16 protein-coding genes are annotated in these 14,070 nt (G+C 38.7%); 8 read left to right on the top strand and 8 right to left on the bottom strand.

From position 1 onward, the window contains the following. Positions 1-19: 19 nt before the first annotated feature. Genes WFN33_RS06675 through truA form a run of 3 tightly spaced genes read left to right on the top strand, consistent with a single transcriptional unit; the run spans position 20 to position 3,141 of the window. The gene (locus WFN33_RS06675) at positions 20-1,312 is read left to right on the top strand and encodes a hypothetical protein (protein ID WP_336952194.1); all 1,293 of its coding nucleotides are present in this window, start codon (positions 20-22) and stop codon (positions 1,310-1,312) included. A gap of 48 nt (positions 1,313-1,360) precedes the next feature. Beyond that, complete coding sequence (locus WFN33_RS06680) at positions 1,361-2,335, top strand: asparaginase domain-containing protein (RefSeq protein ID WP_336952195.1); 975 nt, start codon at positions 1,361-1,363, stop codon at positions 2,333-2,335. An 8-nt stretch (positions 2,336-2,343) separates the two neighbouring features. After that, positions 2,344-3,141: a tRNA pseudouridine(38-40) synthase TruA gene (gene truA, locus WFN33_RS06685; protein ID WP_336952196.1), complete on the top strand. Its 798-nt coding sequence runs from the start codon at positions 2,344-2,346 to the stop codon at positions 3,139-3,141. An 88-nt stretch (positions 3,142-3,229) separates the two neighbouring features. Here the strand turns inward: truA and WFN33_RS06690 are convergent, their stop codons facing one another. Continuing rightward, positions 3,230-4,240: an AraC family transcriptional regulator gene (locus WFN33_RS06690; protein ID WP_004718084.1), complete on the bottom strand. Its 1,011-nt coding sequence runs from the start codon at positions 4,238-4,240 to the stop codon at positions 3,230-3,232. Positions 4,241-4,468: 228 nt separating this feature from the next. On the opposite strand from WFN33_RS06690, the gene infA reads away from it, so the two are divergent. Together infA and WFN33_RS06700 are read left to right on the top strand one after the other, a co-directional pair. After that, a complete protein-coding gene (gene infA, locus WFN33_RS06695) occupies positions 4,469-4,690 on the top strand; it encodes a translation initiation factor IF-1 (RefSeq protein ID WP_004718087.1) in 222 nt (73 codons plus the stop codon). A gap of 360 nt (positions 4,691-5,050) precedes the next feature. Next, entirely contained in the window at positions 5,051-5,452 is a 402-nt protein-coding gene (locus tag WFN33_RS06700; RefSeq protein ID WP_336952197.1) for a hypothetical protein, read from the top strand. Positions 5,453-5,596: 144 nt separating this feature from the next. On the opposite strand, the gene leuB is transcribed toward WFN33_RS06700, so the two are convergent. From leuB to leuC, 4 genes are all read right to left on the bottom strand, one after another. Continuing rightward, on the bottom strand, positions 5,597-6,676 hold the full coding sequence (leuB, locus tag WFN33_RS06705; RefSeq protein ID WP_336952198.1) for a 3-isopropylmalate dehydrogenase: 1,080 nt from the start codon (positions 6,674-6,676) through the stop codon (positions 5,597-5,599). 42 nt (positions 6,677-6,718) lie between these two features. After that, on the bottom strand, positions 6,719-7,288 hold the full coding sequence (locus WFN33_RS06710; RefSeq protein ID WP_336952200.1) for a hypothetical protein: 570 nt from the start codon (positions 7,286-7,288) through the stop codon (positions 6,719-6,721). A 105-nt stretch (positions 7,289-7,393) separates the two neighbouring features. Beyond that, positions 7,394-8,044, bottom strand: a complete 651-nt coding sequence (leuD, locus tag WFN33_RS06715; protein ID WP_336952201.1) for a 3-isopropylmalate dehydratase small subunit — start codon at positions 8,042-8,044, stop codon at positions 7,394-7,396. Between the two features lie 21 nt (positions 8,045-8,065). Further along, a complete protein-coding gene (leuC, locus tag WFN33_RS06720) occupies positions 8,066-9,514 on the bottom strand; it encodes a 3-isopropylmalate dehydratase large subunit (protein WP_336952583.1) in 1,449 nt (482 codons plus the stop codon). A gap of 440 nt (positions 9,515-9,954) precedes the next feature. Between leuC and WFN33_RS06725 the strand changes: the two genes are divergently transcribed. After that, entirely contained in the window at positions 9,955-10,197 is a 243-nt protein-coding gene (locus WFN33_RS06725) for a DUF2061 domain-containing protein (RefSeq protein ID WP_336952202.1), read from the top strand. A 28-nt stretch (positions 10,198-10,225) separates the two neighbouring features. Here WFN33_RS06725 and WFN33_RS06730 read toward each other — a convergent pair whose 3' ends face one another. Further along, entirely contained in the window at positions 10,226-10,849 is a 624-nt protein-coding gene (locus tag WFN33_RS06730) for a hypothetical protein (RefSeq protein ID WP_336952203.1), read from the bottom strand. Positions 10,850-11,282: 433 nt separating this feature from the next. On the opposite strand from WFN33_RS06730, the gene WFN33_RS06735 reads away from it, so the two are divergent. Further along, the gene (locus WFN33_RS06735; protein WP_004718104.1) at positions 11,283-12,140 is read left to right on the top strand and encodes a LysR family transcriptional regulator; all 858 of its coding nucleotides are present in this window, start codon (positions 11,283-11,285) and stop codon (positions 12,138-12,140) included. A gap of 109 nt (positions 12,141-12,249) precedes the next feature. On the opposite strand, the gene WFN33_RS06740 is transcribed toward WFN33_RS06735, so the two are convergent. Continuing rightward, entirely contained in the window at positions 12,250-12,492 is a 243-nt protein-coding gene (locus WFN33_RS06740) for a DUF2789 domain-containing protein (protein ID WP_336952204.1), read from the bottom strand. A 178-nt stretch (positions 12,493-12,670) separates the two neighbouring features. Further along, on the bottom strand, positions 12,671-13,321 hold the full coding sequence (locus WFN33_RS06745; protein ID WP_096732890.1) for an HAD family hydrolase: 651 nt from the start codon (positions 13,319-13,321) through the stop codon (positions 12,671-12,673). A 184-nt stretch (positions 13,322-13,505) separates the two neighbouring features. On the opposite strand from WFN33_RS06745, the gene WFN33_RS06750 reads away from it, so the two are divergent. After that, positions 13,506-14,009 (top strand): RNA pyrophosphohydrolase, encoded by a 504-nt coding sequence (locus tag WFN33_RS06750; RefSeq protein WP_336952205.1) that lies wholly within the window; start codon positions 13,506-13,508, stop codon positions 14,007-14,009. The last annotated feature ends 61 nt before the right edge of the window (positions 14,010-14,070 follow it).

Genomic DNA, 14,070 nt, shown 5'->3' on the forward strand with positions numbered 1-14,070 from the left:
TCAATGAAGGGGAAATAAAATGTTGTTGTATGTGATTCCATTTGTTCTACTTTTGGTCGTGGCCATCGTTTTAAAAAAACGAGAAGATGCCAATAAAGAAAATACCAGCACCAATAACAAAAAAAGTAATCATAAAAAGACATCGAAAAAAAATGTAGCGCGTACCGCACGTACCTCACAGAAACAACATACGACTGTTGTTGAAAATGAAGTTGTTGTTAAACAAGCAACAAAACCATTAAGCCCCGAATTAAAAAAGAATATTGAAAGACTAATTGAAGAGAAAAACTATTTCTCTGCTGAAGCAAAGATCAATCAAGTTTTAAACCAAGACAATGCTCAACATGAACTTTATCTTTATCTTTTAGATGTACATCTTGCACAAAAAGATGAATTTGCAGTGAACCAATTGATTAATCATATTCGTTCATTGGGCTTAGACGAAATCGTCATTCAAGCAGAAGAACGACAAAAAGCCAATCAAGCGGATCATCCGATTGAATCCATAGCTTTTGAGCCTTCAAGCCCTGTAGTACCTGAAATCAAAAATACAGCTGCCTTTGATGCCTTGATTGGAAATACAGAAACGATTTCACAACCAACAGTATCTGAAACTCAAAATCTTACCCATGTCGATGCGCTAGAATTTAACCACTCAACTGTCACTGAACAGAAAATTGATACAACTCAAGAACCCGTTGAGCCTTTAGAATTTAATTTAGATCCGGCTTCTCAAAAAGAAACAACACCAACAACTGAGTTTTCTTTCGAAACAGCACCACCTGCCCCAGAAGTCAAAACTGAAGCTGTCAAACCGTTAGAATTCACGTTTACAGCAAATGAACCTACAGCAGTTCCAGTTGAAAAAGCGGCAGAAGTTGAAATCGCACCAGAATTCAAACTTGATTTTGCTGAATCGATTACGCCAGTAGCTACTGAAGAAAGCACACCAGTACGTGATTTTGAATTTAAACTCACGCCTACTGAACCAGAGACACAGCCCACTTTTAATTTTGATCTAGATCCGAAACCTGAAACAGTCGAACAAGTGCATAGCACAGCAACACTTAGCCTTGAAACGCCTAGTGAAGCTGAAACCAGTATGGCCATAGATGCAAACGACCCATTACTCAATTCATTCCCTGAGCTGGCTCAAGTGAATGAAGTTCAATTAAATTTAGACCTTGCTCAACAATATCTAAATTTGGGTGCATATGCTTCCGTTCGTGAGCTACTCTCACAAAATGAAGCAGCGTATACCGCTGAACAACGCCAACAATCACAAAATTTACTCAATCAAATAGCTTCTTAAATCTATTCGTCTTAAGATAAAGCAGTCATGAATGGCTGCTTTTTTATTATGAACAAAAAAATTGCTTTAATTTACATGGGTGGAACTTTTGGCTGTATTGGGGAGCCTTTAGCACCGATGCCTGATGCTGAGTTTATTCCACAACTCAAAAAGGTCTTAGCACCTCAGTTTAAAATTGAGTGCTTTAAGGCGCCCAGTATCAAAGACAGTAGTGCATGTACAGCCATTGACTGGCTTATGCTGATTCAACAAATACAAAGCCTACAACTCCAAAATTTCCAACACTTTGTCATTATTCATGGCACAGATACGCTCAGTTATGCTGCGGCGACCTTATCACGCTTTTTAGCTGAGTCCTGTCATGTCGTCCTTACTGGAAGCCAATATCCACTGCTCAATATTCAAGGGGACAATACTCGAGAATTCACCGATGCGCTGGATAATTTAAATACTGCACTGGATGCCGTCACTCGACTTCCTGTAGGCGTGTATTTGGCTTTCTACCATCAAGTGATTCATGCCAGAACCACATTAAAAGCCCATAGCACTGCTTTAGATGCGTTTAAAGGACTCAAAGCAGAACAACAAATAGCGGTAGATCATTCCGTCCTTCAGGTACAACTTTCACATCTCGAAAAAGCCAAATCGCTGAATATCGTCAATTGGATGATGGTGCCGACTGAAATATTACAGTTGGAACGTAATCTGGAAATTTTCTCCAAACATGCTCCGCATTTTCTGATCATTCAAGCTTATGGGGTAGGTAATTTAGCCGTAAATGCGAGCATTATCCAAAAAATTAAAAGCTTGCAGGAAAATGGCTGTCAAGTCATTTTATCCACTCAAGTCCCTCTAGGCGGCATGGATCAGCGCTATGCGATTAGCCATTGGATCAAAGATTCAAAAATTTTAGTCAGTGATGCACTGAGCCAAGCAGATCTTTATGCCAAAATTGTTAAAATTTATTTACAATACCCCTCTTCGGAACAATGGCACGACCATTGGTATGATCATCCTGAATAGAGGTATTTATGCAACGTTTTGCAATTGGTATTGAGTTTTGTGGCATGCGATATAAAGGTTGGCAAACTCAACAGCCTGGCGTACGTAGTATTCAGGAAACCATGGAAAAGGTGCTCAGTAAAATTGCCGACGAGCCTATTATTTTACATGGTGCGGGTCGTACTGATGCGGGTGTCCATGCGACCAATATGGTGGCCCACTTCGACACCAATGCGATTCGGCCTATACGTGGTTGGTTAATGGGTTCAAATAGTCAATTGCCCAAAGACATTTCAATCCAATGGATTAAAGAAATGGATAACGATTTCCATGCACGCTTTAAGGCAAAGGCTCGTCGTTATCGTTATGTGGTCTATCAATCGGCAAACCGCCCTGCCTTATTACATAAACAAGTAACACATGCCTATTATCCACTCGATGTGGATAAAATGATTGAAGCGGCGCAAAAATTTCAAGGCACGCATAATTTTGAAAGCTTCCGCGCTGCTGCATGTCAGTCCAATCAGCCTGTACGTCATGTCAAACATTGTCGCTTAATTCGTCATGGCAACTATCTAGTTCTCGATATCCAAGCAGATGGCTTCTTACACCACATGGTACGTAACATCATGGGTTGCTTACTTGAGATTGGTCAAGGTCGATATGAAGTGGATCATATTGATGAAATTTTTGCGGCACAAGATCGTAAAGCGGCAGGAATCACCGCACCACCAGATGGGCTTTATTTTATTCATGCAGATTACCCTGAACAATTTGAATTGCCTAAAATGCCTTTAGGGCCACATTGGTTAAATATGCCTGAATAATTTTTTGGGGCTGCATATAAAAAATCCTTCTCAATAGAAAGATTTTTTATATTAAAACTGTTCAGTTCGTTTCCCACAAGCATACGATTTAACGCTGCTTACGCTTTCTATATTCCACAGGCGTTTCATTGGTCCAGCGTTTAAATGCACGGTAAAAAGTACTTGGCTCAGAGAATCCAGTCAAATAAACAATACGCTCAACACTTTCAGTGGTATTGGCCAACAGTTTCTTGGCTAAGCGACAACGATAATCAGAAAGAATTTGCTGAAAACTGGTATTGGCTTCCGAAAGCTGTGTACGTAAACGACGTGGGGTAATGCTGAGTTGTGCAGCAACAGTTTCAAGGGTTGTTTCACCACTTTCCAAGGTTGAACCTATCGCACGGCGTACTTCACCCACCAAATCATAACGTGCAAGCTCTTGCAGTTTTTCAATTGCAAGTTGTTCATGCAATTGCAATAACTCAGGCTCCGCTTGCCACAATGGATATTCTAAAATGGAAGGATCAAAATAAAGACGTGTCTCTTTTTGTCCTAAACTGACAGGACAACCATAAACACGATAATACTCACCATCAGAAGCGCCATTGGCAAAATTAAAATCGATGTAAATCGGTTCAAATCGTCCTTCAGTGATAAATTTAAAGAAGCGTAAAATCCCTGAAATAGCACATTCTGAAAAATGACGATTAACGATGTTCTCACCCCAAGGCTGTTCACCATTGGTTAAATAACAACGCCCGTCATCATCAATGATCAATTTGGCATGAAACGCATCGCTAATTAAACGTTGATAAGCCAAAGCTCGCTTTAAACCTTCGCCAAAGTTTTCACTTGAAATAAACAGGTGTTCGATCACTTGCCCACGATACAGTGGCAAGTGCTCTCCGAGGTGTAAACCAATATCTGGATCATTACTGACTTCCTCCGCAGCGACCCAAAATGCAAATTGTGCATTCAATGGTGTTCGAGCATTTTGGTCGACCTGACCCAATGCTACCCCAGCCTTTGATAATATTTCTTCTGTCGGCAATCCTGCACGACGGATCGCTTGATAGCCTAATCGTAAAACAACCGAAGCATCAGTTAGCTGACTCACGCAGTGCCCTTCCTTGTATGTTATTCATTTATACTTAAAACATTTAATTTAGATTACAGTCGATTGACCAAACTGACAATATTTATCCGCTTTTTTTTGTAGAAATTGTTTAACAATATGTTCGCTTATTTTCAAGTCATCTACCGCCTTGTAATGCCGAATATTCTTGTCTTTCTGTAAAAAATTGCCTATAATTTGCGCCTTTCCAATTTGATCATCAGGTAGGCTATGGCCAATAAAGAGGAACTTATCGAGTTCGAAGGCGTTGTCACCGAAACGCTTCCTAATACTATGTTCCGTGTGCGTTTAGAAAACGGTCACGAAGTGATTGCTCACATTTCTGGTAAAATGCGTAAACACTATATTCGTATTTTAACAGGCGATAATGTAAAAGTTGAAATGACACCATATGACTTAACAAAAGGTCGTATTACATATCGTGCACGCTAAGTTTTAGTGTAAGCAAAAGCCACTTTTAGGTGGCTTTTTCATTATCCACAAGATTTACCCTCCTGCTTACGCTTTTTAGTCGTCTGGCAACTATACATCTGACACATTAAAATCTGTTTCATATACCTATTTATCACTTGTAATCCATTTACTTCAAAGTTGATAGCACTAATTTGTTCTAAATTTTTAATACAACTGATCTTTTCACAGCTTCACCAGTTCTGTCTGTTTGACTCTATTTGGTAAAATTTATACGACTTGGTTTGCCCTGCAACCGATCTACATACATATGCGTGTATATTTATTATACTGAATAGAGATCATTTCTAAATTAAGTTAACTATGGATCAGGTGAAGCTTATGAAAATATATGTATGCATGTTTTTGTTCGCCTCTATTGCACTTGTTGGATGTAACAGCTTAAACACTCGACCTGCAAATTTAGATGAATATTTACAACAATTCATTGGTAAAAGCAGTACTGAGATTCAAAGCAATTTAAACTTTAAGGCGATGGGTTATCAGGTAAGCGATAAAATCCAAACCACTAATAACGCGTTAAGCTATACCATCCTTAGACCAATCAATATCCCCATGGCAGGAGGCAATGCGACTGTAGGGTCAAATGGGATGGGTATGCCAGTGATTCGTTATGATACTATGGGCACGCCAAGCTATGACATTAATTTCAATTGTAAAGTTACTTTTAAATTAAAAGATGGTGTAGCTGAATCTGTTGAGTATTTAGGTCGAGCCTGTTAGCTATTTTAAAGCGAATCTAATACCTATCGGTATAATGGTGAGAATATGGTTAGACTTTTATCAAAACTTATCAGAAGCTAAAATTTAAAATAAAAAACACAGCTTAAGCTGTGTTTTTTATTAGCAAGTATCTAAAACAAGTGCTTAAGCAATCACTGCAACGACAGCCTCACCCATTTCAGCCGTACCCACTTTACGCATACCATCAGACATAATATCACCAGTACGCAAGCCTTGGTCTAAAACTTGCCCTACAGCATCCTCAATGGCTTTTGCAGCCACTTCTTCACGAAAGGTGTAGCGTAGCATCATTGCCACAGAAAGAATGGTTGCAAGTGGATTGGCAACGTTTTGGCCTGCAATGTCAGGAGCAGAGCCATGACAAGGCTCATACATACCTTTGCCATTCTCATCTAAAGAGGCAGATGGAAGCATACCAATAGAGCCAGTTAGCATTGCTGCTTCATCGGAAAGAATGTCACCGAACAAGTTCCCAGTCACGATCACATCGAATTGTTTTGGCGCACGGACCAATTGCATTGCTGCATTGTCAACATACATATGTGAAAGTTGAATATTTGGATATTGCTGTTCTTTGAGTGCAGTCACTGTCTGCTTCCAAAGCTCAGTTACTTCAAGTACATTGGCTTTATCCACTGAACAGACTTTACCGCCACGTAAATTTGCCATTTCAAAAGCAACTTTTGCGATACGTTTAATTTCAGACTCTGAATAAACGTCAGTGTTATAACCTTGCTTCTCACCATTTTCGAGTTCACGAATACCACGTGGTTGACCAAAGTAGATGCCCCCCGTCAGCTCGCGAACAATAAGGATATCTAATCCAGAAACAATTTCAGGTTTAAGACTAGACGCATCCGCCAATTGCGGATAAAGGATTGCAGGGCGTAAGTTAGCAAATAGATTTAATTCACTACGAATTTTCAATAAACCACGTTCTGGACGAATTGAACGTTCAATGTTATCCCATTTTGGACCGCCTACAGCACCTAGTAAAATTGCATCTGCTTTTTTCGCTTGTTCCGCTGTCACTGCTGGGTAAGGTTCGCCATGTGCATCAATTGCTGCCCCCCCTAACAAACCTTGTTCCCATGTTAAACCTAAATTAAATTTATCATTGACACGTGTCAGTACTTTTTCAGCAGCAGCAACGATCTCAGGACCGATACCATCACCTGCCAAAATCAAAATTTGTTTAGACATTTGTAGTTCCATTTATTTTTCAGTATCTATACTGATGTGAGATTAAATCTTCTGTTCAACAAATTCGCTCACGCCAGTCACCGCATTATGTGGACGACAAAAACGGCGAATTGTCCGTTTTTCTTGAATCATATCGACACATAGTGGCGTCGGTGAAGAAACATTCAGCAAACTTCCTGAACCCTGTGACCTTAAGCGATACATCTTAAATGTGTATTTTTGATTTGCTTTAAAATCATGAATAACATGGAAAATTTCAGCATGCTGTTTAGTGATTGGATAGAATCGAATCACCATCTCATATTGCTGAGGTGGAATCGTTAAATAAACACCATTTTGATCTAAAGGCTCACCCGTTAATTTGAGATAACCCTTTTGAATGGCACTACGATTGGCACGTTGTGCACGTTCATCCATGATAATCACATCATTTAAGCGCGCAAATTCACAATGTTCTGCACCTGAACAATAGACAGAAACTGAATTTTGGCTGACATGTTTATTTTCAGCTTGCTTGATACGCATTAAATCAACCATTTGAGTAGATTGACATGCACTAAGCATAAGGCTTATTAAACCTATTAAAACACTGCAACTCAAAAACTTAGTCATTGCTCAACCCCAACCCTCACTTCACTGAGTTAACATTCATTTTGTTATACTCGCATGTTAGCAAGAGTTAGGCATTCACGCTATGTGTAAAATGTTCGCTGAAAATTAACCTTGAATTTCAGCAAATACCCAAGGGCGTGATTGTTTAGTTTTTTCTTCATAAGCACGAATTTCATCCGCAGCCTGTAAAGTCAAACCAATATCATCCAAGCCATTCAATAAACAGTGTTTACGGAATGGATCGACTTCAAATTTAAAAGCTTCACCTCTTGGAGTACGAACTTCTTGAGCTTCTAAATCAATGGTTAATTGATAGCCTTCCTGAGCAGTACATTCTTTAAATAATTGATCAACAACATGTTCAGGCAAAATCACTGGCAACATACCATTTTTAAAACTGTTATTGAAAAAGATATCCGCGTAGCTTGGTGCAATCACTGTACGAAAACCATACTCTTCCAATGCCCAAGGCGCATGTTCACGACTTGAACCGCAACCAAAATTGGCACGAGAAATTAATACAGATGCCGCTTGGTAACGTGGCTGATTCAAAATAAAATCAGGATTCTTCGGACGTTTAGAATTGTCTTGCCCCGGATAACCTTCATCTAAATAACGTAATTCATCAAATAAGTTATCCCCAAAACCAGTGCGTTTAATTGATTTTAAAAACTGTTTTGGAATGATTAAGTCGGTATCTACATTGGCACGGTCTAAAGGTGCAACAATACCCTGTTCAACGGTATAAGCTTTCATATCTTTGCTCCTTAAGCCTGATTAGAATGAACGTACATCAACAAAGTGACCTGCAATTGCTGCCGCAGCTGCCATTGCTGGACTCACAAGGTGAGTACGTCCACCATTGCCTTGGCGGCCTTCGAAGTTACGATTTGAAGTTGAAGCACAATGTTCACCTGGTTGTAACTTGTCAGCATTCATCGCCAAACACATTGAACAACCTGGCTCACGCCACTCAAAACCAGCTTCGATCAAGATTTTATCTAAACCTTCCGCTTCTGCTTGTTGTTTCACTAAACCAGAGCCAGGAACAACCATCGCCTGTTTAATACTTGACGCTACTTTTTTACCTTTCGCCACTTCTGCAGCAGCACGAATATCTTCAATACGTGAGTTGGTACAAGAACCAATGAATACTCGGTCTAATTGAATATCAGCCAACGCCTGACCCGCATTTAAGCCCATATATTGATAAGCACGTGTCCAATCATTACGTTGTACATCATCTTTAGCCTGCTCCAACGTTGGAACAGCTTGAGATACAGGAATCACCATCTCAGGAGAAGTCCCCCAAGACACTTGCGGTTCTATTTCTTCACCATTTAAAACGACGATCGTATCAAAGTATGCATCCTCATCAGAATGTAAAGTATTCCAATAAGCAACTGCTGCATCCCACTGCTGGCCTGTCGGTGCATAAGGACGATCTTTAACGTACTCAATCGTTTTATCATCTACTGCAACCATACCCACACGCGCGCCGCCTTCGATTGCCATATTGCAAACTGTCATACGTCCTTCAATCGACATATCACGGAATACCTGACCTCCAAATTCAATTGCATGCCCTGTACCGCCAGCAGTGCCGATTTTACCAATAATTGCTAAAACCACGTCTTTTGGAGTGACGCCTTGACCTAATGTCCCATCAACACGCACCAACATGTTTTTCATTTTCTTCTGTACTAAACATTGGGTTGCCAATACATGTTCAACTTCTGATGTTCCAATCCCGTGTGCCAAACACCCAAATGCGCCATGTGTCGCTGTATGCGAATCTCCACATACCACCGTCATACCTGGTAAAGTTAAACCCTGTTCTGGCCCAACGACATGTGCAATACCTTGACGAACATCGTTAATATCAAACTGCACCACATTAAAGGTTTTACAATTATCATCTAAAGTCTGAACTTGGATACGAGAAGTATCATCTTCAATTCCAGCAATTCCTTCTGAGCGCTCTTTGGTTGATGTGGGAACATTATGGTCAGGTGTTGCAACGTTAGCACTTAAACGCCAAGGTTTACGCCCAGCAAGTTGTAAGCCTTCGAATGCTTGTGGAGAAGTCACTTCATGCAATAAATGACGGTCGATATAAAGTAATGCTGAGCCATCATCACGTTGTGTTACAAGATGGTCATCCCACAATTTGTCATACAAAGTTTTTACTGATTCTGTTTTTGCTTTTTGGTTTTCGCCTGCCATGTCGAAATGCTCCACTGGACTGGGTAATTCTTTCATTAGCTCAATTATAACCACGTTTTTACATAAATCTAATTTATCATTTTTATTAATTTAAAAACTTTTTGGAATTAATTTTGTCAAAATAAATAACCTGTAATCACATCCATAAATTATTCAACTTCTCTTTTGTTTAATCAATTATATATTTTCAATAATTTTAAAGGAATTCGGTTAGTCAACAATAAAAACCGAGAAATTAGCAAACAAAGTTGAGGTGTAAACTAAACAATAAGCAAGTTCATCATTTAAAAAAATGGATAAATGAGATAGAAACAATCGCTATGCAATACATAAAGAATAGAATATCGTTTTATCCAATCAATATTAATCAAAAAAACCTTTTTACATTACAATTGATAATGATTATTATTTAACTAATCGATAAATCAGTGGTGAAACTCATGGCGGGTATCCAGAATTTCTTACAAAACAATCAACGTGTTTTCAAAAAAACCTTAAGTTATTACATTATGCACATCACCGTAGCAATGTTAGTTGCTTATGCAGTAACAGGTAATTTTTGGATGGCTGTGACATTAAGCTTACTTGAGCCGACCGTACAAGCATTTGCATTCTTTTTCCATGAAAAGGCTTGGAATAAACGAGACCAAAAAGCCGCTCAAAGTACTGAAATCAAAATCTAGATTATATGTTTTGCTGGGGCTGGAGATGCTAATCACCACCGCCTCCTCCGCAGCTGCTACAACTGCTACAAGAAGAAGATGAAGAATCTGAGCCTGTACTATGAGAGTGGCTCGAATCACTTGATGAACTTGAACAAGAGCTCGAAGAACATGATGATGTTGCAGAAGCCTGCGGAAGATCTGAGGCTGAACTCATCATTTGGCTATACATCGTAATCATAAAAGGTAAACTAAAAATTAAGCCTTGCTGCCAGCGAATATGGGCATCAACCTGAAAAAGTCGCGGTAAAACTTGAGTGCTTTGTGGATTCAAACGATGTAAATAACATGCGCCTTGCCAAGTATTGAGTAGTTGCTGTCTTTGAGCAGCTTGTTGTGATTCAGTTGCTTGTAAAGCATGTGGTTTATGAATCAGTTTATAGCCTAAAAAACGTTGAGTCATCGACTGATAAAACTCATCAAATTCTTCAATTAATATATGCCATAACGCGTCCACTGAATGCGAAGGCATTGCATATGCTCCTCTACGCCACAAATGAATTGCCAAATAGTCTTTAAAACCTTCTTCAATCAAGGGATAGTAAGATTGTCGAATATTCGGATGTCTTTGTTTAAAAGCAAGCCAAATATTATTTGGGATTTTAAAACTCACCAAATCTCTCATTTTTCTTAAGCGATTTAACCGAAGCTTCAACCAAATTATGCTGAGAATAGCGACGATAATGATGGGGAAATAGATATTAAAAAAATATACACAAATTAAACCCAAACCAGAAAATATGAGTATCGTGATAAAAAATTGAAGCCAAGTTTTAGAGAAAGTATATCTAGTATAATGTTGAAAATAGTGAATGGCGGTGTTTGATGATTGATTCAAATAGCTTTCCTTTTGTTGTTTTTATCCGCAGACTATAAATGAGCTTTGCTCAAATTGTATAGCAAAAAGTTGTATTAAAATTTTTCCAACGCGTGAATGGAAGCAATCACTTTGTACAAAATAAAAAAAATTGAAAATTACTTTGATTAATTCTTAAAGTTTCTAAATAATGAATTACGCATAAAAATTCTTTATGGATGAAAATATTATGAATCTCGCTGCTTTTGAAGCTTTTGTCAAAGTTATGGAAACTGGTTCTATTTCTATGGCAGCAGAACATCTGTTTATTACTCAGCCAGCTGTCACCAAACGCATACATAGCTTAGAAGAATATTTCGGCGTCAAACTTTTTGAGTCCGCAGGTCGTGGAGTCCAAGCCACACATGCAGCGCATTCATTATTACCTAAAGTAAAAAACTGGTTAAATGAGTTGGGAGATATTCACCATACCTTAAGTCATGAGCAAGGCGAAGTTAGAGGAAAACTCAAGATTGGCACCAGTCACCATATTGGCTTACACCATTTACCACAACATTTAAAAAAATACGTACAGCACTTTCCTGAAGTTAAACTAGATGTACATTTTGTGGACTCTGAGCAAGCACATGAACAAGTGCTCGCTGGGGATTTAGAACTGGCATTTTTAACCCTTCCGCCACAAGGTGATGAGCGTTTGCGTTATATCACGATTTGGAATGACCCTTTAGTTTTCGTGGTTGCACCCTTCCATCCTTTGGCACAAAAAAAGAATCTTAAGCTTGAAGATCTGATTGAATACCCAAGCTTATTGCCAGCAGCACAGACTTATACCAGCCAAATCACATTGGCAGAATTTGAAAAGAAAGGTTTAAAGCCGAAAATCACCATGAGCAATAATCCACTTGAATCTATTCGTATGTTGGTTTCAATTGGTTTAGGCTGGTCTGTTTTACCTAAAACCTTATTAAATCAAGACTTACAACAACTTGATATTCGTTTCGAAATGAACCGCCAATTGGGTATGGTTTGGCATCCTGGGCGTACACAATCTAGAGCTGTACAGGAATTGATTGAGATGATGAAATAATCCCTGCAATAAAAATCCCTTATCTTGTGACTCAAGATAAGGGATTTACATATTACACAGGAATGATCTTACTAATTATTCCCTTATAAAATCTTCATTGCACAATTTTTTACTTTACTGAGTCCTCATGTAGAGACTCGTTTAACTGATCAACCACTAATGCCCATTCACCATCAGATTTAATTTTTTCAGCAAGAAACTGACGTTGTCCCTCACTCCAATAAGATGCTTCTGTAATTAATGTATCTGCATCCAACTGGTGATTTGCAATAAAACTTTGAATCGCCTCTTCGCTAGAATCCAAACCGAGTTGTTCAAATAAATTGGTCATTCTTGGACGTGTCTGGCTCATTATATAATCTCCGTCAGTTTTAAAAGTGCTCAAATCAACATAGCATTTTTACACTATAAATGAAGTACAAAATCTTCATTTATAAAAATATTTACAAAACTTCTTATTTTTGACAAAACAATCAAGCCATAAAAAAGCAGTGATCAACACTGCTTTAAATCACAATTATCAGCCCAGCTCAAATCGACCAATCTTGGATATCCCAACCCTGTTCTTTTGCCAGATGCTCAAGACGATCATCAGGATTTACTGCAATCGCATGGTCAGCATATTCCAATAAAAAACGGTCATTAATCGAATCTGAATAAGCCCATGATTCAGTAACAGTACGACCATCGAGCCATTGATCCAAACGTGCCAATTTACCTTTTTGATAACATGGAATATTGGTCACTTTCCCCGTGTACTTCCCATCTTTTATTTCAGCATTGGTCGCAATAATTTCGCTGATACCAAATTCACGGAAAATAGGTGCTGTAATAAAATCTGAGGTTGCCGTAATACCAACCAACGCATGGCCTAAATCTTTATGCTTTTGAATCGCGGCAAAACCAGCTGGACGCATTTGTGGACGGATCACTTTTTGCATAAATAACTGATGTAACTCAGTTAAATAATCATTATCGTGTTGAGTAAGAAACTCAAAGACAAATTCATTATAAGCAATTGGATCAAGCTTGCCTGCTTTATAGTCTTCATAAAACTGATCATTCATCGCACGATGTCGGACTGGATCGACCAAGCCTTCATTGACTAAGAACTCTCCCCAAGAATGGTCAGAATCTGTATTTAATAAGGTGTGATCTAAGTCAAACAGCGCCAATTCCATGAAAATACTCGTTTAAACTGAAATTTAAGAAAAAAATTGTAAATCTATCACCGCTAGTCGATAGAAATTCGTTAAGATCATAGCAATTTTAAAACATTATTACTTTGACTTTATCGAGTTGGACAAAAGAGTGTATGTCCCCATATATAAAGTCAAATGAAATTAACAAATTTTAGGTAGCCAAATGATCGACTCAGAAGGTTTCCGACCCAACGTCGGGATCATTTTGGCAAACGATATTGGACAAGTTTTATGGGCAAAACGCATTGGACACAATGCTTGGCAATTTCCTCAAGGAGGTATCCAGTTTGGAGAGACTCCTGAGCAAGCTCTATTTAGAGAACTACGAGAAGAAGTTGGGCTCCTACCCGAACATGTCCAAATTATTGCCCAGACAGATGACTGGTTGCATTATCGTTTGCCGCTTCGATACATTCGCTCGGATTCCGATCCGATTTGTATTGGACAAAAGCAAAAATGGTTTTTACTGAAACTCACAGCTTCAACGAAACATATTCAGTTGAATCTCTCTGACCCGCCGGAGTTTGATCAATGGCAATGGGTTAGTTACTGGTATCCGCTTGGACAAGTGGTGAATTTTAAACGAGATGTATATCGTAAAGCGATGATGGAGTTATGTATGCGAATGCCGAAATATACAGCTGAAATTTCTTCAAAATATGAATGATTTTTCAAGGTAGTACTGTTATAAATAATACTGATGAAGTCGCTTTAAAACATAGCTTAAA

It is taken from the genome of Acinetobacter sp. AS167, assembly GCF_037152175.1.
Lineage (GTDB): Bacteria > Pseudomonadota > Gammaproteobacteria > Pseudomonadales > Moraxellaceae > Acinetobacter.

Excerpts from the sequence above, each read along its gene's own strand:
- WFN33_RS06675 (WP_336952194.1), top strand. The coding sequence starts at position 20 with ATGTTGTTGTATGTGATTCCATTTGTTCTACTTTTGGTCGTGGCCATC.
- WFN33_RS06680 (WP_336952195.1), top strand. The coding sequence starts at position 1,361 with ATGAACAAAAAAATTGCTTTAATTTACATGGGTGGAACTTTTGGCTGT.
- truA (WP_336952196.1), top strand. The coding sequence starts at position 2,344 with ATGCAACGTTTTGCAATTGGTATTGAGTTTTGTGGCATGCGATATAAA.
- infA (WP_004718087.1), top strand. The coding sequence starts at position 4,469 with ATGGCCAATAAAGAGGAACTTATCGAGTTCGAAGGCGTTGTCACCGAA.
- WFN33_RS06700 (WP_336952197.1), top strand. The coding sequence starts at position 5,051 with ATGAAAATATATGTATGCATGTTTTTGTTCGCCTCTATTGCACTTGTT.
- leuB (WP_336952198.1), bottom strand. The coding sequence starts at position 6,676 with ATGTCTAAACAAATTTTGATTTTGGCAGGTGATGGTATCGGTCCTGAG.
- WFN33_RS06710 (WP_336952200.1), bottom strand. The coding sequence starts at position 7,288 with ATGACTAAGTTTTTGAGTTGCAGTGTTTTAATAGGTTTAATAAGCCTT.
- leuD (WP_336952201.1), bottom strand. The coding sequence starts at position 8,044 with ATGAAAGCTTATACCGTTGAACAGGGTATTGTTGCACCTTTAGACCGT.
- leuC (WP_336952583.1), bottom strand. The coding sequence starts at position 9,514 with ATGGCAGGCGAAAACCAAAAAGCAAAAACAGAATCAGTAAAAACTTTG.
- WFN33_RS06725 (WP_336952202.1), top strand. The coding sequence starts at position 9,955 with ATGGCGGGTATCCAGAATTTCTTACAAAACAATCAACGTGTTTTCAAA.
- WFN33_RS06735 (WP_004718104.1), top strand. The coding sequence starts at position 11,283 with ATGAATCTCGCTGCTTTTGAAGCTTTTGTCAAAGTTATGGAAACTGGT.
- WFN33_RS06740 (WP_336952204.1), bottom strand. The coding sequence starts at position 12,492 with ATGAGCCAGACACGTCCAAGAATGACCAATTTATTTGAACAACTCGGT.
- WFN33_RS06745 (WP_096732890.1), bottom strand. The coding sequence starts at position 13,321 with ATGGAATTGGCGCTGTTTGACTTAGATCACACCTTATTAAATACAGAT.
- WFN33_RS06750 (WP_336952205.1), top strand. The coding sequence starts at position 13,506 with ATGATCGACTCAGAAGGTTTCCGACCCAACGTCGGGATCATTTTGGCA.